This window comes from Providencia sp., from assembly GCF_003533305.1.
GTDB lineage: Bacteria > Pseudomonadota > Gammaproteobacteria > Enterobacterales > Enterobacteriaceae > Providencia.
Window position 1 is genome coordinate 122,099 of the sequence record NZ_DOEH01000018.1, and the last position, 18,355, is coordinate 140,453.

Here is an 18,355-nt window from a genome sequence, read left to right on the forward strand (position 1 = left end):
TAACAATGATAATCATAATCATCTGCCTTTTGTTATATTTAGCCTCTTTTTTCGTCAATTTGGCTTGATGTGGATCAACGAAGCGTTGAGTTGACAGTGTTTTGTTGGCGACGATGAGTTTAAGGCGTGAGTAAATATACGGAGTTAGATTTAAACAAAAGATGAGTTTTATTAATTTAATTTGTAATTGAATATATTGAAAACTAAACGCTTAATTAATAATCGACCCCATAACTATCATGTTATGGAGCCGATTAATGGATTTTTAACGTTTTTTGCCGAGTGCTGCCGCCAATGCATCACTCATGGCGCTATTGCCGGATGATGCTGAGTTTTGGCGAGATTGGCCTCTAGGCGCAGGTGCTTTACGTGTGTTTTTTTCTTGGGCTGGACTCGCATTGCGAGGCGCACTATTTGTGTCCCCAGGTTGTTCGTCTAAACGCATTGTCAGTGCAATACGTTTACGTGGAATATCCACATCGACCACTTTAACTTTGACGATTTCCCCTGTCTTGACGACTTTATGCGGATCTTCAACATAGCTATTGGATAGGGATGAGATGTGTACCAGTCCATCTTGGTGAACGCCGATGTCCACAAATGCCCCGAAGTTAGTGACGTTAGTTACCGTCCCTTCTAAGATCATTCCCGGAGTAAGGTCATTCATGGTTTCGACACCATCGGCAAAGGTTGCCGTTTTAAATTCAGGGCGAGGGTCACGGCCTGGTTTTTCAAGTTCTTTAATAATGTCAGTCACGGTCGGTACACCAAATTGCTCAGTGGTGAATTCACGCGGGCTTAAGCCGTTTAATACTTGTGAGTTACCCATGATTTCTTTTAGTGGCTGGCGGACGACTTCCAGAATTTTTTCCACGATAGGATAGGCTTCAGGGTGGACGGTTGATGCATCCAACGGATTGTTCCCATTGGTGATCCGCAAGAAACCGGCGCATTGTTCAAACGCTTTGGGGCCAAGACGCGCAACTTTTAACAGCTGTTTTCTATCAGCAAATTGGCCATTTTCATCACGCCAATCCACGACATTTTGCGCGATCATTTTACTCAAGCCTGCAACGCGAGTCAGTAGTGGAACTGATGCGGTATTAAGATCAACACCGACTGAGTTTACGCAGTCTTCAACCACTACATCAAGCTTACGCGCTAATTGTGTTTGGCTTACATCATGCTGATATTGGCCTACACCAATTGATTTCGGGTCGATTTTAACCAGTTCAGCTAGAGGGTCTTGCAAGCGACGGGCAATGGATACTGCGCCACGTAAGGTCACATCAAGATTTGGAAACTCTAAAGCCGCTAATTCTGATGCCGAGTAAACGGATGCGCCAGCTTCGCTGACAATCACTTTCTGTGCAGTGACACCCGGATACTGATTTTGTACCTCAGCAAAGAAGCGTTCGGTTTCTCTTGATGCTGTCCCGTTACCGATAGCAACAAGCTCAACTTGGTGTTTTTGACACAGCTCTGCCACAATTGTGGCTGATTTTGCTGCTTGTCCAGTATGTGGATAAATTGTATCTGTCGCGATAACTTTACCGGTTGCATCGACAACGGCAACTTTAACACCTGTACGCAAACCTGGATCTAGCCCCATTGTTGCGCGCATACCAGCAGGCGCTGCCATTAGTAAGTCATTGAGATTACGGGCGAAGACATTAATGGCTTCTTCTTCTGCTTTCTCACGCAGTACACTCATGATCTCAGTTTCTAAATGCAGCAACACCTTAACACGCCATGTCCAGCTCACGACGGCCTTACGCCATTGGTCAGCAGGGGCATTATTTAAACGTAGGTCAAGGTGGCGAGTAATAATTTCTTCACAGTAACTTTCTTTTGGTGGCTCCTCAAATTGCGGGTCACAGTTGAGCGAAAGCTGCAAAATTCCTTCATTTCGGCCACGAAACATGGCGAGTGCGCGGTGGGATGGAACTTGGGAAACGGGTTCTTGATGCTTAAAATAGTCGCTAAATTTAACGCCTTCTGTTTGTTTGCCATCAGCAACAACAGAAACTAAGTGGGCATTTTTCCATAAATAGTCACGAACTTTAGCTAAAAGTGATGCATCTTCGGCGAAACGCTCCATTAAAATGTATCTTGCACCATCTAAAGCCGCTTTGATATCTGCTACACCGTTGTCTGCATTAATAAAGGTTTGGGCGAGTGTATCAGGTGATTGACTCGGGTCACTCCAAAGCGTATCGGCTAAAGGCTCTAATCCGGCTTCAATGGCAATCTGGCCACGGGTACGGCGCTTAGGTTTGAAGGGTAAATAAAGGTCTTCAAGCTCAGTTTTATTTAAAGTGGTATTAATCGCATTACTGAGCTCAGGTGTTAGTTTACCTTGTTCTTCAATTGATTTAAGAATGGTTTGCTTACGATCGTTGAGTTCTCTTAGGTATCCTAAACGGCTCTCAAGCTGGCGAAGCTGAGTATCGTCCAACCCGCCGGTAACCTCTTTACGATAACGCGAAATAAACGGGACAGTATTACCTTCATCAAGCAGTGTGATGGCAGAAAATACTTGTTTAGGTTGGGTATGCAGCTCAGCTGCAATGATTTGGCTTAGAGTTTCATTCATGTCGTGTTTAAATACCTACTTCAAAGAACGGAAAAAAAATCAATGGCACTGTTATACTTGGTGGTAGAGAGAATTTCCAGAATGAATTTAATTCTATTGGTATGAAAGTCGCAGATTATTTTGTATAAAATATTATAATTAACGGATCAACTTATACATATTTGAAGGTTATGGCGAAAAGTCTATTAATTACACGTGATGGCTGGGATGCCCTTGATAAAGAATTAAAATATCTTTGGAAAGAAGAGCGCCCCATTGTGACTCAGTCTGTCACTGAAGCGGCTGCTCAAGGCGATCGTTCAGAAAATGCGGAATACATTTATGGTAAAAAAAGGCTGCGAGAAATTGATAGACGTGTGCGTTTTTTATCCAAAAGGCTGGACCAACTCAGGATTATTGAACCCGACCCTCGCCAAGAGGGGCGTGTGTTTTTTGGTGCATGGGTTAAACTAGAAGATGAAAATGAAAATATCAGAATATTCCGGTTAGTGGGTGCGGATGAGTTTGATCCAGCCAAACAATGGATTTCGATAGATTCTCCTGTAGCACGAGCCCTGATAGGCAAACAAGTGGATGATGAAATCACTGTTAGCACACCAGGTGGACAAGTTACCTATTTTGTTCTAGAAATAAGCTATAAGCCACTAACCGCATGAAGTGTAAAATGATTCATTAAATCTTAGGTTAATGGTAAATTAGTGAGCATAAATATTATATATGTTCACATTCAATAGAAAAATAATTCTAAAGATGCACATCTTGAGGGCTACACAATGCAGGAAAGTTATAAGGTTCTTGTCGTCGATGATGACATGCGTTTACGTGCACTGCTGGAGCGTTACCTTTCTGAGCAAGGGTTTCAGGTAAGAAGTGCTGCGAATGCAGAACAAATGGATAGGATTTTGACTCGAGAATCCATTCATTTGATCGTATTAGACTTGATGTTACCAGGCGAAGATGGATTATCTATTTGCCGTCGCTTACGCAGCCAAAACAACCCAATTCCTATCATTATGGTAACGGCTAAGGGTGAAGAAGTTGACCGTATCGTTGGTTTAGAAATCGGTGCGGATGACTATATACCTAAGCCTTTCAACCCTCGTGAATTATTGGCTCGAATTCGAGCAGTACTACGCCGTCAAGCAAATGAATTACCGGGTGCGCCATCTCAGGATGATGCTGTCATTACGTTCGGTAAATTTAAACTGAATCTTGGTACTCGTGAAATGTTCCAAGGTGAAGAAAACATGCCGTTGACGAGCGGTGAATTTGCGGTCTTAAAAGTTTTGGTTTCTTACCCAAGAGAGCCATTATCTCGTGATAAACTGATGAGCTTAGCGCGAGGCCGTGAATATAGTGCTATGGAACGTTCTATCGACGTTCAAATCTCTCGTTTACGCCGTATGGTTGAAGAAGATCCTGCACACCCTCGCTATATTCAAACCGTTTGGGGTTTGGGCTACGTGTTTGTTCCGGATGGTAGTAAAGCATGAAACGATTGAGGTTCTCACGACGTAGCACATTTTCTCGCTCGTTGTTTTTATTTGTTGCTTTATTGTTTGCTAGTCTTGTGACCAGCTATATGGTCGTGTTGAATTTTGTTGTCATGCCTAGCTTACAACAATTCAATAAAGTGCTGGCTTACGAAGTAAGAACATTAATGACAGAGAAAATGGTTCTACAAGATGGAACCTCAGTTCGAGTATCTCCAGCTTTACGCAAGAAAATCTATAATGAATTAGGTATTACTTTTTATGCACATTCAGCCGCGATGGAAGAAGGATTGAATTGGGCAAAAGAATATGATTTTCTGAGTAAAAATATGTCGGAATATCTCGGTGGCAAAGCAAGTGTTCATCTTGAGCTTGGTCGTGAGTACCCGATTTTATGGCTGACGTCTTATCTTGCACCCGATATTTGGGTGCGAGTGCCTTTGACTGAGATCGGTCAAAATCAATTCTCCCTCGTTTTTCGCTATACGCTGACTATTTTCCTTACCATTTTTGCGGGTGTTTGGTTGTATATCCGTTATCAAAATAAACCACTGCTTGAATTGGAATACCATGCGGGCGAGGTGGGTAAAGGGGCAAGTTTACCCCCAATGCAGGAAAAAGGTGCCGCAGAGGTTAGGGCTGCAATTCGTTCATTTAATCATATGGCTACCGGTATTAAAACACTGGAAAATGACCGAACTGTATTAATGGCAGGGGTTAGCCATGATTTAAGAACGCCATTGACACGTATTCGTCTCGCCACAGAAATGATGAGTCCAGAAGATAATTATTTGGCAGAATCGATAAATAAAGATATTGAAGAGTGTGACGCGATTATTGGTCAGTTCATGTCTTACCTGAAAACAGGGCAAGAGATGGAAATGGAGTTCTGCGACCTGAACGCTATTTTAATGGAAGCAGTCACGTCTGAAATGAGCGTTGTTGGTGAAATTGAAACTTCACTTGAATCTGGCTCGATGATGGTTAATGGTAATCCATTAGCGATTAAACGTGCGATTACCAATATGATAGTTAACGCATATCGTTATGGTAACGGTTGGATTAAGGTCAGTAGCGGTAAAAATGAAGATTCTGTTTGGTTCCAAGTCGAAGATGATGGCATAGGGATCAAAGAAGAAGATATCCAACGCTTATTCCAACCTTTTGTACAAGGTGAAAAAGCTCGTAGTAATACAGGAACAGGCTTGGGACTTGCCATTATTCGCCGTATAGTTGATGCTCACGAAGGAAACATTGAAATTCATAAAAGTGAGCGCGGTGGATTTGCTATTCGCGCACTCCTACCATTGAAAGAGAAAGAAGAATAATTTAAAAAAAGCAGTTAGTTAAATCTAGCTGCACCTATCGATTTGCTCAATAGTCGTTATCCTCCAATTGTATTCATTCCTAGTTATTCATTCGGTAAAAATAAATATTTATCCTATACATAATACAATCGTTATCTGAAAGATCCGATGATTGAGTTACTTAGATAATAGTGGTCAATCAAATCATTAGGATCAATATTATGTCGATTATTAATAATTTAGCTGGAGCCATTAAAAAGTCTCAAAATGTAACAGTATTAAGCACCCTTCCATTAGATAGTGAAAAAAAAGTCGTTTTGGTAAAAATGAACAAGGTGATTAATGTTCAAGATGTTTTTAGTTCAAGAACTGAAAAAAAATCGAAAAAAGTGACTTGGAGTGATCAGCATACAGAGGTAGTGGGCATTTCACCCAAAAAACAGGTTGAATCGAAGTTATCTTCAACGCCACCTCCGCCGCCAATGCCTTTATCTCTACCACTACTTTCACCAATTTTGAGGTTATCCCAAGATGCTACCTTAGAGAGACCGGAAGGAAAGCGCACTATGGTAAGTCAATCGTCAAAAGGTAAAGTTGCTCCAGGTTTATTTGAAGAAATGGCTAAACTTCAAATGTTTAAAGATGCAGGAAAAAAATGTAATAAGCCTGAGTATGCGGCTAAAGCGTTAACCGAAGATATCATCGTATCTTTAAAATCAAAAAAATTAGCCCCTGTGCCTGAAAGAAAGAAAGGATCGATTGTTTTTTCTGCGAAAAGTTTAGAAGAGAGTCCTATGTTTAAACAAATCAGGGATAAATATATAAAAGCAGAGTTGGTCGAAGCAAAACGGGCTAAAAACTCGCAGGTAAAACCAATTTTTTCTTCAAAAGAACAAATGGTCATTAATGCAAAAATAGAAACTGAAAAACAAGTAAAGAAAAAAGTCGAAACTGTAACAAAGGATATGATAAGCGAGCTTTCAAGCAAGATAACTGCTCCTAGCCTGCATAAAACAGGTATTAAATTATGGTAACGTAATGCTTATTCTATTTATCACTAAAATAAACTCGCTAATGTGAGTTTATTTTTTATAAAAAAAACATTTTTAAATTTTTTATGACAATGTGTCATTTTTTTTATAGCGTATATCCATTCCTTTATTTTTATATAACTATTTGGTTTTATTGTTATCTTCATTATGTGTCGCTGTTTTTTTTCGCTATAAATACATTGAAAAAATCAACTGTCATAAAACTGTCATAAATATGACATGTTGCTGCAACCAAATTATCTTATTTTCCCTATCGTGACATTCACCCACAATTTAATACTTGATTGTTTCTTACATCCCCGGAGGGATTATGAAAATGATGCGTACCACCCTAACAAGCGTAATGGCAGCAACTTTATCTTTGACTGCAATGTCTTCTTTTGCTGCTACTAACCTGACGGGAGCTGGTGCTACATTCCCTGCTCCGGTTTATGCGAAGTGGGCTGACTCTTATCAGAAAGAAACAGGTAATAAAGTGAACTATCAGGGGATCGGTTCTTCTGGTGGAGTTAAACAAATTAATGCAAAAACCGTTGATTTTGGTGCATCAGATGCACCATTGACGGATGAAAAATTAAAAGAAGATGGTTTATTCCAATTCCCTACCGTGATTGGTGGCGTGGTTCTTGCTGTAAACGTAAAAGGCATTGAATCAGGTCAATTGACCCTCGATGGTAAAACACTCGGTGATATTTATCTCGGCAAAATCACCAAATGGAATGACCCAGCAATCGTTAAATTAAACCCAAGCGTTAGCCTGCCAGATCAAACAATTGCGGTTGTTAGACGTTCAGATGGTTCAGGTACAACTTTCGTATTCACTAGCTACTTAGCGAAGGTAAGTGCAAGCTGGAAAGAAGAGATTGGCGCTGGTTCAACTGTTAACTGGTCAAAAACAAGTGTTGGCGGTAAAGGTAACGATGGCGTAGCCGCCTTTGTTCAACGTTTACCAGGCTCAATCGGTTATGTTGAATATGCTTACGCAAAACAAAATAATCTTGCGTATACTAAGCTTATCTCAGCAGATGGCGAAGCTGTATCACCAACAGGTGCAAGTTTTAGCGCAGCAGCGAAAAAAGTTGATTGGTCTAAATCATTTGCTCAAGACCTCACTAACCGTGACGGTGCGAATGCATGGCCAATTACGTCAACGACATTTATCTTAGTTCACAAAGAACAAGCTAATGCAGAGAAAGGTAAAGCGGTCCTTGATTTCTTCAACTGGGCCTATGATAAAGGCGGCAAACAAGCAGAAGCACTCGACTATGCAGTTTTACCACCTGAAGTCGTAACAGCCGTTCGTGCAGCATGGAAAACAGAAGTTAAAGATAGCCAAGGTAAATCACTGTTCTAAAGTGAGCCTCGGGTTGGCAGTGGCAGGTGGGTGCTGAGGAATAGCATCCACTTTCTATATCCATCATATTTCGAGTTGTTTGGATGTTAGCTTCACTTGCTACCGACATACAGCTCGAATTATTTTGCATATAAACGCCATGAAAATTGTAAATCCTACTGATGATATCGTAGGTGTGAAATGAGAACAAAGCGCATGGCCGAAAAAACAACGGCATTTAAAGCCCCTAGCAAATCAGGTGATGTAATTTTTAGTGCGCTAGTAAAGATGGCTGCACTAATCACTCTGTTAATGCTTGGCGGTATTATTATTTCCCTTATTTTTGCATCTTGGCCGAGTATGCAGAAATTTGGGTTTTCGTTTTTATGGACAAAAGAGTGGGATGCGCCAGCGGAGCAGTTCGGTGCACTTGTGCCTATCTACGGCACCATAGTGACATCACTCATTGCGCTTATCATTGCGGTACCGGTGAGTTTTGGTATTGCCCTGTTTCTAACTGAACTTGCCCCTAACTGGTTAAAGCGCCCATTAGGTATCGCTATTGAGCTTCTGGCTGCAATTCCAAGTATCGTTTACGGTATGTGGGGACTCTTTGTGTTTGCCCCTCTATTTGCTGAATACTTCCAAGAACCTGTCGGCAATGTGATGTCGACTATTCCGATTGTAGGCGAATTATTCACAGGTCCTGCTTTTGGTATTGGTATTTTAGCTGCGGGAATTATCCTCGCTATTATGATCATTCCTTATATTGCCTCCGTAATGCGTGACGTGTTTGAGCAAACACCGGTCATGATGAAAGAATCTGCATACGGTATCGGCTGTACCACATGGGAAGTTATTTGGAACATCGTGTTGCCGTACACCCGAAATGGAGTGATAGGCGGTGTGATGTTAGGCCTTGGGCGTGCACTGGGTGAAACCATGGCGGTTACTTTTGTAATTGGTAATACCTACCAGTTGGATAGTCTTTCATTATTTATGCCGGGCAACAGTATTACCTCTGCGCTGGCGAATGAATTTGCTGAAGCTGAAAGTGGCGTGCATACCGCGGCATTGATGGAGCTTGGATTAATCCTGTTTGTCATTACATTCATTGTGTTAGCAATATCCAAATTGATGGTGATGCGTCTTGCTAAGAGCGAGGGCCGTTAGTATGTCAATCTCTCAGCCAATGGTTGTAAATCAAAAAGAACGTACTCGTCGCCAAGCATGGCGTCGTCAAATTAACCGCATGGCGTTATTTATCTCCATGCTAGCAATGGCTTTCGGTCTGTTTTGGTTAGTGTGGATTTTATTTTCGACAGTAACTAAAGGGATTGATGGAATGTCCATTAATCTATTTACCGAAATGACGCCTCCCCCAAACACACCGGGTGGTGGACTTGCAAATGCTATCGTCGGTAGTGGATTATTAATTTTATGGGCAACAGTCATTGGCACACCGCTCGGTATTCTTGCGGGTATTTATTTAGCTGAATATGGTCGTAAATCATGGCTTGCTTCAGTAACTCGTTTTATTAACGACATTTTGTTATCAGCCCCTTCTATTGTGGTTGGACTGTTTGTTTACACCATTGTGGTGGCTCAAATGCAGCACTTCTCTGGTTGGGCGGGTGTTATTGCATTGGCGTTATTGCAAATTCCGATCGTTATCCGTACTACTGAAAATATGTTGAAGTTAGTACCGGATAGTCTGCGTGAAGCTGCATATGCGCTAGGTACGCCAAAATGGAAAATGATTTTATCGATTACGTTAAAAGCATCTGTATCCGGGATTATTACGGGGATTTTGCTAGCAATCGCACGTATTGCGGGAGAAACCGCGCCGCTACTGTTTACTTCACTGTCTAATCAGTTCTGGAGTACAGATATGAGCGAACCGATTGCTAACTTACCTGTGACTATTTTTAAATTCGCGATGAGTCCATTCTCAGAATGGCAGCATTTAGCATGGGCAGGGGTGCTTCTTATCACCTTATGCGTTTTGTTAATTAATATCATTGCACGCGTTGTGTTTGCACAGAAAAAACACTAGCCCCGGATTGAACAGAGATTTATAGAGAGAAGTAGCCATGATCAAAGCAAACGAAATTGAAAATTGTAAGATTCAAGTACGTGACCTTAACTTTTACTATGGAAAGTTTCAGGCACTGAAAAATATCTCATTAGATATTGAAAAGAATAAAGTCACCGCCTTCATTGGCCCGTCAGGTTGCGGTAAATCCACACTGCTGCGTACGTTCAATAAAATGTACGAGTTATACGGTGAGCAGCGTGCAGAAGGGCAAATTTTACTGGATGGTCAAAATATTCTGACTGATAAACAAGACATTGCATTATTGCGTGCGCAGGTTGGTATGGTATTTCAAAAGCCAACGCCATTTCCAATGTCTATTTACGATAACATTGCTTTTGGTGTTCGCTTATTTGAGAAATTGTCTCGTGTTGATATGGACGAGCGTGTGCAATGGGCGCTAACGAAAGCTGCGTTGTGGAACGAAACCAAAGATAAGTTACACCAAAGTGGTTATAGCTTATCAGGTGGTCAGCAACAACGTTTGTGTATTGCTCGTGGTATTGCTATTCGCCCTGAGGTTTTATTGCTTGATGAGCCTTGCTCAGCGCTTGACCCAATTTCAACAGGTCGAATCGAAGAATTAATTAGCGAATTAAAATCAGAATACACTGTTGTCATCGTGACCCACAATATGCAACAAGCAGCACGTTGTTCTGATTACACTGCATTTATGTACCTCGGTGAATTGATTGAGTTTAATCACACTGACAAAATGTTTACTACCCCAGAAATGAAACAAACTGAAGATTATATTACTGGCCGCTACGGTTGATATGGAGCCGACGATGGATACGCTGAATCACAATAAACATATATCTGGGCAGTTCAATGCTGAACTGGAACATATCCATACTGAGTTGATGACGATGGGAGGGTTGGTCGAAGAACAACTCACCAAAGCTATCACGGCAATGCATAATCAGGATGAAGCCCTAGCGCGTGAAGTTATCGAAAACGATCACAAAGTCAATATGATGGAAGTGTCTATCGATGAAGAATGCATCAAAATCATTGCTAAGCGCCAGCCCACGGCGAGCGACTTGCGTTTGATTATGGCGATTTCAAAAACTATTGCCGAGCTAGAAAGAATTGGTGATGTTGCTGATAAAATTTGCCAGACAGCATTGGAAAAATTCTCACATCAACATCAACCCTTGTTGATTAGTTTAGAGTCATTAGGGCGTCACACGATACAAATGCTTCATGATGTATTAGATGCATTTGCACGTATGGACGTGGAAGAAGCTGTCCGTATTTATCGTGAAGATGAAAAAGTTGATCAAGAGTACGAAGGTATTGTTCGTCAATTGATGACTTACATGATGGAAGACCCACGCACGATCCCAAGTGTTTTAACGGCGTTATTTTGTGCGCGCTCAATTGAGCGTATCGGTGACCGCTGCCAAAATATTTGTGAATTTATTTTCTATTATGTTAAAGGGCAGGATTTCCGTCATGTGGGTGGGGATAATTTAGAGAAGATGCTGACGAGTAAATAACTTGTCATACTTCGCACTGTAGCTGTGTTGGCTTCATTCACTAACCCTAGTCACATACTTGTGTATGTTTCTAGGGCTTAGTTTCATTTGCCGCCTTGCCACATCGCGAATTATTTAAAGTATTGAATACTTGTTATATTTCGTACTATAGCGGTGTTGGCTTCATTCACTAACCCTAGTCACATACTTATGTATGTTTCTAGGGCTTAGTTTCATACTGCTAAATTATTTAAAGCATGAGTAATGCAATTTTTTTGAAAAACGTTGAAGCTCCTCATGCTTTGAGCTGTAACTGCGTTTTTTAGAGTATTAGTCACTTATTCAATGATTCGTTTTCTTCTCGCTCAATAAGCGATCTATATGGTGTAAGCCATATTTAGGGCACCCAGTGGGTTTTGCCCTTTTTTTATTATCTTTGTTATTCCGTTTAGTTATAAATATATTATCTAATATTATTTCCGGTGCTAAGCATTAATTGATAGCTTGTGATGGTCGATTTACAAAAACTTACCGTCTGAGGTGTTCAATGAAAGCTCGTATTCTTACTACCGTATTACTTACAGGTCTGGCGCTGACAGCGAATATCGCGAGTGCGGACAAATTAGATGATATTAAAAAGGCGGGAGTTGTTCGTATTTCTGTTTTTGATAGTAATCCTCCATTTGGGTTTATTGATCCACAAACGAAAAAATTAGCAGGTTATGATATTGATATTGCCCAGGCAGTCGCTGATGATTTAGGTGTTAAATTAGAATTGCGTCCAACGAACCCTGCAAATCGTATTCCTCTGCTAAGCTCAGGCAAAGTTGACTTGATTGGTGCTAACTTCACCATCACTGATGAGCGTGCAAAACAGGTTGATTTTACTATCCCTGATTTTGCGACAGGCCAAAAATTTATCGCACGTAAAGGTGTTTTGAAAACGCCAGATGATATCAAACCACTGCGTATTGGCGCTGACAAAGGCACCGTACAGGAAGTGACTTTGCGTGAGCGTTTCCCTGATACTAAAGTCATTTCCTATGATGACACCCCGCAAGCCTTCGCAGCACTACGTAATGGTAACGTACAAGCTATCACTCAGGATGATGCGAAATTAGTTGGTTTGCTTGGTAATTTACCTGAAAAGGTAAAAGTAGATTTCGAAATCTCACCATTTAGTCTGACAAAAGAGTATCAAGCGCTGGCAACAAACAAAGGTGAAGATCGTTTGGTGGAAAGCGTAAATCAAACTCTGTTGAAATTAGAAAAAGAGGGTAAAGCGCAAGTAATTTATGACCGTTGGTTTGGTCCAGAAACGAAAGCCGCACAGCCTCGTGGTGATTTTAAATTTGCACCATTGAGCCAACAACAGCCTCAGTCATAATCAATCAACAGAATGTTTCATTCACTTAATGCAAGTTGATGTGACACATTGAGACGAAAGGTTAGATAAATAGATACCCCGCAAATGTCGCGGGGTTCTTGATTATACAGGCCATACTGTAAGTTGCATGGGTGTTAGCACCTTAAAGTATTAAGTGTATTGGTGTGAAAGAAGTAGGTATTTATTATGTTTGAGAAATTTTTTAGCGATGACTTTTGGTCTGCAAACTTACTGGCACCCCAATACCTTGAGTGGTTTGGCTATGGATTTTTACTCACAGTCTGGATCTCAGTTTGTACTATCATTGCTTCTACGCTATTAGGTTTCATCGTTGCATCTGCAAAGGATAGCCAAATAGCCCCGCTACGTTGGTTAGTGACGCTCTATATTTCAATTTTTCGTAACACACCTTTGCTCGTGCAGTTGTTTTTTTGGTATTTTGCTTCAGGTGAGATTTTGCCATCGTCGGCGATGGAGTGGCTGAATACGCCTCATACGGTGACATTACTGGGGATGACTCTTGGTTGGCCATCGTTTGAATTTTTAGCCGGATTTGTGGGTTTAACCCTATATACCGTACCTTTCATTGCAGAAGAAGTGCGCGCGGGTATTCGTGGTGTACGCCAAGGGCAAAAATATGCGGCTTTTGCTTTAGGGCTGACATCTTGGCAAGCGATGAAATTAGTCGTTCTACCACAAGCCGTAAAAATTGCCATGCCACCGCTGCTTGGCCAATATATGAATGTGGTGAAAAATTCATCACTGACAATGGCGATTGGCGTCGCTGAGCTTTCATACGTTTCTCGCCAAGTCGATAGTCAAACACTGAAAACCTTCACCGCCTTTGGCGTTGCGACGGTGCTATATATTGCCATTATCGCATTGATGGAAGCTTGGGGTCAGTGGCGTCAACAGCGTAATTTAGCGCAAGGGGTATAAAATGGACTTTTCAGTTATCGAGCAAAATTGGCAATACCTACTTTTTGGTGCTTACCCTGATGGCCCACTAGAAGGGGCGGCTTTGACACTGGTTATTAGCATACTTGCTGGTGGCGCATCTATCATTTTAGGTACTTTAGCCGGTATCGCATTGGCAATGTTACGCGGCTTTTGGATGAATGTTTTCGCGGCTATTCTTGGCTTTTTCCGCGCTATTCCCGTTATTATGCTGATCTTCTGGACCTATTTCTTGTTACCCATTTTACTGGGAACGGAGATCCCCGGGATCACTACCGTCGTTTGTGCGTTGGCATTGATCACCTCTGCTTATTTAGCCCATGCAGTAAAAGCAGGAATATTGGCGATAGGTAAAGGGCAATGGCAAGCGGGTATGTCATTAGGGCTTAATCGCTGGCAATCGCTGTTCTATATTGTTTTACCACAGGCCTTACGCATGATGGTGCCGTCGTTTATCAACCAATGGATAGCATTAATTAAAGATACTTCTTTAGCTTATATTGTCGGGGTAGCGGAACTATCATTTTTGGCAACACAAGTTAATAACCGTGAAATGGTTTATCCTCTTGAAGTATTCCTATTTGTTGCCTTTATCTATTTTGTCATGTGTTTGAGCATTGAAATTGCAGCGAATGTGATTGCAAAGAAATTGAGTAACCAAAATGTACCACATAAGTTAGCAGCGAAACGTAAACTCCTGTTTTGGCGTAGACAAAAACTGCTCGCGTTATCCTGATTATCTTAAAATAGCGGCGTGATCGTCGCTATCTCATTCAAAAATTTATCTTTAGTTGATTATTCAAATTCATCACGTTGTATCAGTAAGTTAGGGTTTTTTTGGTCTTAAAGTTCACGCAATCGTTTTCTTTTCTCAATTTTAACGGTAGTATGAGTCGAAAAAAACTTTTTTTAGGCGCATCTAATGAGTAATCAATCTTCTGGCTCGACATCACAACAGAGCTTGTTTCAGCGTGTTTTTAAGCTACAAGAACACGGCACGACGGCGAAAACAGAGGTCGTTGCAGGCTGTACGACTTTCCTGACGATGGTATATATCGTATTTGTTAACCCACAAATTTTGTCTATTGCTGGCATGGATATCAAAGCGGTCTTTGTTACCACTTGCTTAATTGCGGCGATAGGTAGCATCTTTATGGGGATATTGGCTAATTTGCCTATTGCAGTCGCACCTGCGATGGGATTGAATGCCTTCTTCGCTTTTGTGGTTGTTGGCGCTATGGGCTACTCATGGGAAGTGGCGATGGGGGCTGTATTTTGGGGTGCCGTCGGTTTATTTATCCTCACTTTATTTCGTATTCGTTATTGGATTATTGCTAATATTCCTCTGAGTTTGCGTGTCGGTATTACCAGTGGTATTGGTTTGTTTATTGCCATGATGGGGTTGAAAAACTCCGGTATTATCGTGGCTAACCCAGATACTTTAGTATCTATCGGTAATTTAACGCATCACAATGTTTGGTTGGGCGCACTCGGCTTTTTTATTATTGCCATCTTAGCCGCTCGTAATATCCATGCTGCGGTATTGGTTTCTATTGCGGTGACAACGCTGATTGGTTTAGCGCTTGGCGATGTGAAATTTAGTGGTATTTTTTCTATGCCGCCAAGTATCACTAGTGTTGTTGGGCAAGTTGATTTTAGTGGCTCATTTGATCTCGCACTCTCCGGTGTTATTTTTTCCTTCATGTTAGTTAACCTGTTTGATTCCTCTGGCACAATGATTGGTGTAACGGATAAAGCGGGGATTACTAATGAACGCGGTACTTTCCCTCGCATGAAGCAGGCATTATATGTTGATAGTTTAAGCTCCGTTGCGGGTTCAGCAATGGGAACGTCATCCGTTACCGCTTATATTGAAAGCTCATCAGGTGTTTCTGTTGGCGGTCGTACCGGACTGACTGCGGTCGTTGTCGGCATTTTGTTCTTATTGACCATGTTTATATCACCACTAGCCGGTATGGTTCCTGCTTATGCAACCGCAGGTGCGTTGATTTATGTTGGTGTGCTGATGACATCAAGCCTAACTCGCGTGAAGTGGGATGATTTGACTGAATCTGTTCCTGCATTTATTACCGCAGTGATGATGCCATTTAGCTTCTCAATTACCGAAGGTATCGCTTTAGGCTTTATTGCTTACTGTGCCATGAAAATTGGTACTGGCCGTTGGCGTGATCTTGGTTTATGTGTTGTTTTAGTGGCTATTTTATTTTTATTGAAAATGATACTGGTCGACGCTTAATTACCTCCTTTATTTAACGGCCTCAAATTCTGGGGCCGCTTTTCCCATTAGGGCAAAATCGCGCTATAATCAATCATGTACTGTTATGAGTTATCAAGCGGATAAAAAAAATCTACTTTAATTGCAAAGCAGTGCTTTCGCCGCTTGAGGGATTCTGCTAGATTCCGCAGCAGAAACTGACTTTATCAAGGTATCAGACCATGAATTCACCAAAAAAACCGACAAGTAAAACCAAAAAAAAATACCGTAAAACGACCGCTGAATTGAATGCTGAAGGTCGTGAACGTAAGCACGATAAAAAACATCGTGGTAACAAATCCGGTAGTCGTAACCAAGACAAACCTGCAAATGGTCAAAATAACGGTCAAAATAATGTGGTAGACCCACGTTTGGGCAGTAAAAAACCAGTGGCTTTGATTCTCGATGGAAATCAACCCAAGGCAGCGCCGGTTGTGGTAAAACAACCAATAGTGAAAGAAAAGCTCGCGCCTGAGAAAGAGTTAGAGATGTTAGAAAGTGATGATCGCTTAGACGGCCTTTTAGCTCGTTTAGAAGATGGTGAAACGATAACTGAAAAAGAGCAAAAATATATTGATACTTGTTTAGATCGTATCGATGAGCTGATGAAGCAGTTAGGTATTGAGTTTAGCGATGAAGAAGAAAACGAAGAGGAAGAAGACAAACTAGATGACATTATGCGCATCTTAAAAAGTAAATAATCCTCACTTAATGTTTCCTCTCGTTTTACACGAGGGGAAATAATGCCTATTTTTCCCCTAAACTACTTTTCTTTGATGTTACATCAAGTCTCTTTTTCATAACAATACTATACTCGTCATACTTAAAGTTGCGGTGTTGTCGCCTAGCTGCCTTTTGAATTATTTAGAGTATATAATCTACTCACGTATAAATATCGCCTAATAAAAAATCTAAATAAGGCGCAATCCAAAGTTTGGTTTTGAGCTATTGGTCAATTGAGGAATGTTAATGTCAGAGCAAAATATCGTTTGGGATCTTTCTCTCATCCAAAAATATAATTATTCAGGGCCACGCTATACATCGTATCCAACGGCTGTAGAATTCAATCAAGAATATGATGAGAAAGCGTTTATTAGTGCGACAGAGCGCTATCCCGAGCGCCCATTATCTCTTTATGTACATATTCCTTTTTGTCATAAGCTTTGCTATTTCTGCGGTTGTAATAAATTGGTGACTCGGCAAAAACATAAAGCTGATGAATATTTAAAAGTGATAGAAAAGGAAATTATTCAGCGAGCCGCATTATTGAAAAATCGTACCGTCAGCCAAATGCATTGGGGCGGAGGTACACCAACCTATCTAGATAAAACGCAAGTCAGTCATTTAGTCGCTTTGTTAAAAACACATTTCCATTTTGCTGATGATGTGGAAATGTCGATTGAAATCGACCCTCGCGAAATTGAATTAGACATGATTGACCATTTACGTCATGAAGGGTTTAATCGTTTAAGCATGGGTGTGCAGGACTTTAATAAAGAAGTACAACGTCTCGTCAACCGCGAACAAGATGAAGACTTTATTTTTGCTTTAATCAAGCGAGCAAAAGAAACCGGTTTTACCTCTACAAGTATTGATTTGATTTATGGTTTACCGAAACAAACACCAGAAAGTTTTGCTTTTACACTGCAGAAAGTCGCGGAATTATCGCCAGATCGCTTAAGTGTATTTAATTATGCACATTTACCAAATCTATTTGCTGCACAGCGCAAAATTAAAGATGAAGATTTACCTTCCGCAGAGCAAAAACTCGATATTTTGCAAGAAACTATCGCGACACTAACCTCCGATGGTTATCAGTTTATTGGAATGGATCACTTTGCACGCCCACAAGATGAGCTAGCGATTGCACAGCGTGAAGGAATATTACATCGTAATTTCCAAGGCTATACTACCCAAGGGGATTGTGATTTATTAGGTTTAGGTGTCTCAGCCATCAGTATGTTGGGTGATAACTACGCGCAAAACCAAAAAGATTTAAAAACCTATTATGCACAGGTAGAACAACAAGGTCAGGCACTCTGGCGTGGATTAGCATTGACACATGATGATTGCATCCGTCGTGATGTGATTAAGTTGTTGATTTGTAATTTCCAACTTAATTTTTCACAGGTCGAAGAGATGTATCCTATCGATTTTAAAGTTTATTTTGCAGAGGATTTAGAACTGTTAAAACCGATGGCAGATGATGGATTAATTGAATTGAGCGAAGCAGGTATTAAAGTGACCCCACAAGGGCGTTTATTGATCCGCAATATTTGTATGTGTTTTGATGTTTATCTGAGGAGTCAGATGAGGCAGCGGCAGTTTTCACGCGTTATTTAAGGCTCGTCATATTTTGAACTGTAGCGGTGCTGGCTA

General features: G+C 41.0%; 16 protein-coding genes. 15 read left to right on the top strand and 1 reads right to left on the bottom strand.

Going from position 1 to position 18,355, the window contains the following annotated elements; all coding sequences use genetic code 11:
• Positions 1–265: 265 nt before the first annotated feature.
• Positions 266–2,596, bottom strand: a complete 2,331-nt coding sequence (locus DD649_RS11210) for a Tex family protein (RefSeq protein WP_294107099.1) — start codon at positions 2,594–2,596, stop codon at positions 266–268.
• 170 nt (positions 2,597–2,766) lie between these two features.
• Between DD649_RS11210 and greB the strand changes: the two genes are divergently transcribed.
• From greB to hemN, 15 genes are all read left to right on the top strand, one after another.
• Complete coding sequence (gene greB, locus DD649_RS11215; protein ID WP_336430714.1) at positions 2,767–3,252, top strand: transcription elongation factor GreB; 486 nt, start codon at positions 2,767–2,769, stop codon at positions 3,250–3,252.
• A 117-nt stretch (positions 3,253–3,369) separates the two neighbouring features.
• The gene (ompR, locus tag DD649_RS11220; protein ID WP_336430715.1) at positions 3,370–4,089 is read left to right on the top strand and encodes a two-component system response regulator OmpR; all 720 of its coding nucleotides are present in this window, start codon (positions 3,370–3,372) and stop codon (positions 4,087–4,089) included.
• Positions 4,086–5,417, top strand: a complete 1,332-nt coding sequence (gene envZ, locus DD649_RS11225; protein WP_336430716.1) for a two-component system sensor histidine kinase EnvZ — start codon at positions 4,086–4,088, stop codon at positions 5,415–5,417. The genes ompR and envZ overlap by 4 nt, the downstream gene beginning before the upstream one ends.
• Before the next feature lie 200 nt (positions 5,418–5,617).
• On the top strand, positions 5,618–6,430 hold the full coding sequence (locus DD649_RS11230; RefSeq protein WP_294107102.1) for a hypothetical protein: 813 nt from the start codon (positions 5,618–5,620) through the stop codon (positions 6,428–6,430).
• A gap of 328 nt (positions 6,431–6,758) precedes the next feature.
• The gene (gene pstS / locus DD649_RS11235) at positions 6,759–7,802 is read left to right on the top strand and encodes a phosphate ABC transporter substrate-binding protein PstS (RefSeq protein WP_294107103.1); all 1,044 of its coding nucleotides are present in this window, start codon (positions 6,759–6,761) and stop codon (positions 7,800–7,802) included.
• 195 nt (positions 7,803–7,997) lie between these two features.
• Positions 7,998–8,954, top strand: coding sequence for a phosphate ABC transporter permease PstC (pstC, locus tag DD649_RS11240; RefSeq protein ID WP_294107187.1), 957 nt, complete (start codon positions 7,998–8,000; stop codon positions 8,952–8,954).
• Position 8,955: 1 nt separating this feature from the next.
• On the top strand, positions 8,956–9,837 hold the full coding sequence (gene pstA / locus DD649_RS11245; RefSeq protein WP_294107104.1) for a phosphate ABC transporter permease PstA: 882 nt from the start codon (positions 8,956–8,958) through the stop codon (positions 9,835–9,837).
• Between the two features lie 37 nt (positions 9,838–9,874).
• Positions 9,875–10,651: a phosphate ABC transporter ATP-binding protein PstB gene (pstB, locus tag DD649_RS11250; protein ID WP_336430717.1), complete on the top strand. Its 777-nt coding sequence runs from the start codon at positions 9,875–9,877 to the stop codon at positions 10,649–10,651.
• A 13-nt stretch (positions 10,652–10,664) separates the two neighbouring features.
• Positions 10,665–11,378: a phosphate signaling complex protein PhoU gene (gene phoU, locus DD649_RS11255; protein ID WP_294107106.1), complete on the top strand. Its 714-nt coding sequence runs from the start codon at positions 10,665–10,667 to the stop codon at positions 11,376–11,378.
• A gap of 526 nt (positions 11,379–11,904) precedes the next feature.
• Positions 11,905–12,744 (top strand): ABC transporter substrate-binding protein, encoded by an 840-nt coding sequence (locus tag DD649_RS11260; protein ID WP_294107107.1) that lies wholly within the window; start codon positions 11,905–11,907, stop codon positions 12,742–12,744.
• A 186-nt stretch (positions 12,745–12,930) separates the two neighbouring features.
• Positions 12,931–13,683: an amino acid ABC transporter permease gene (locus DD649_RS11265; RefSeq protein WP_294107108.1), complete on the top strand. Its 753-nt coding sequence runs from the start codon at positions 12,931–12,933 to the stop codon at positions 13,681–13,683.
• A 1-nt stretch (position 13,684) separates the two neighbouring features.
• Complete coding sequence (locus tag DD649_RS11270; RefSeq protein WP_336430718.1) at positions 13,685–14,437, top strand: amino acid ABC transporter permease; 753 nt, start codon at positions 13,685–13,687, stop codon at positions 14,435–14,437.
• A gap of 186 nt (positions 14,438–14,623) precedes the next feature.
• Entirely contained in the window at positions 14,624–15,958 is a 1,335-nt protein-coding gene (locus DD649_RS11275; RefSeq protein ID WP_294107110.1) for an NCS2 family permease, read from the top strand.
• A gap of 200 nt (positions 15,959–16,158) precedes the next feature.
• Positions 16,159–16,677 (top strand): Der GTPase-activating protein YihI, encoded by a 519-nt coding sequence (gene yihI, locus DD649_RS11280; protein WP_294107111.1) that lies wholly within the window; start codon positions 16,159–16,161, stop codon positions 16,675–16,677.
• Positions 16,678–16,945: 268 nt separating this feature from the next.
• Complete coding sequence (gene hemN, locus DD649_RS11285; RefSeq protein WP_294107112.1) at positions 16,946–18,319, top strand: oxygen-independent coproporphyrinogen III oxidase; 1,374 nt, start codon at positions 16,946–16,948, stop codon at positions 18,317–18,319.
• The last annotated feature ends 36 nt before the right edge of the window (positions 18,320–18,355 follow it).

What these genes read in the sequence shown, in the direction of transcription:
- DD649_RS11210 (WP_294107099.1), bottom strand. Translation starts at nt 2,596, where the DNA reads ATGAATGAAACTCTAAGCCAAATCATTGCAGCTGAGCTGCATACCCAA.
- greB (WP_336430714.1), top strand. Translation starts at nt 2,767, where the DNA reads ATGGCGAAAAGTCTATTAATTACACGTGATGGCTGGGATGCCCTTGAT.
- ompR (WP_336430715.1), top strand. Translation starts at nt 3,370, where the DNA reads ATGCAGGAAAGTTATAAGGTTCTTGTCGTCGATGATGACATGCGTTTA.
- envZ (WP_336430716.1), top strand. Translation starts at nt 4,086, where the DNA reads ATGAAACGATTGAGGTTCTCACGACGTAGCACATTTTCTCGCTCGTTG.
- DD649_RS11230 (WP_294107102.1), top strand. Translation starts at nt 5,618, where the DNA reads ATGTCGATTATTAATAATTTAGCTGGAGCCATTAAAAAGTCTCAAAAT.
- pstS (WP_294107103.1), top strand. Translation starts at nt 6,759, where the DNA reads ATGAAAATGATGCGTACCACCCTAACAAGCGTAATGGCAGCAACTTTA.
- pstC (WP_294107187.1), top strand. Translation starts at nt 7,998, where the DNA reads ATGGCCGAAAAAACAACGGCATTTAAAGCCCCTAGCAAATCAGGTGAT.
- pstA (WP_294107104.1), top strand. Translation starts at nt 8,956, where the DNA reads ATGTCAATCTCTCAGCCAATGGTTGTAAATCAAAAAGAACGTACTCGT.
- pstB (WP_336430717.1), top strand. Translation starts at nt 9,875, where the DNA reads ATGATCAAAGCAAACGAAATTGAAAATTGTAAGATTCAAGTACGTGAC.
- phoU (WP_294107106.1), top strand. Translation starts at nt 10,665, where the DNA reads ATGGATACGCTGAATCACAATAAACATATATCTGGGCAGTTCAATGCT.
- DD649_RS11260 (WP_294107107.1), top strand. Translation starts at nt 11,905, where the DNA reads ATGAAAGCTCGTATTCTTACTACCGTATTACTTACAGGTCTGGCGCTG.
- DD649_RS11265 (WP_294107108.1), top strand. Translation starts at nt 12,931, where the DNA reads ATGTTTGAGAAATTTTTTAGCGATGACTTTTGGTCTGCAAACTTACTG.
- DD649_RS11270 (WP_336430718.1), top strand. Translation starts at nt 13,685, where the DNA reads ATGGACTTTTCAGTTATCGAGCAAAATTGGCAATACCTACTTTTTGGT.
- DD649_RS11275 (WP_294107110.1), top strand. Translation starts at nt 14,624, where the DNA reads ATGAGTAATCAATCTTCTGGCTCGACATCACAACAGAGCTTGTTTCAG.
- yihI (WP_294107111.1), top strand. Translation starts at nt 16,159, where the DNA reads ATGAATTCACCAAAAAAACCGACAAGTAAAACCAAAAAAAAATACCGT.
- hemN (WP_294107112.1), top strand. Translation starts at nt 16,946, where the DNA reads ATGTCAGAGCAAAATATCGTTTGGGATCTTTCTCTCATCCAAAAATAT.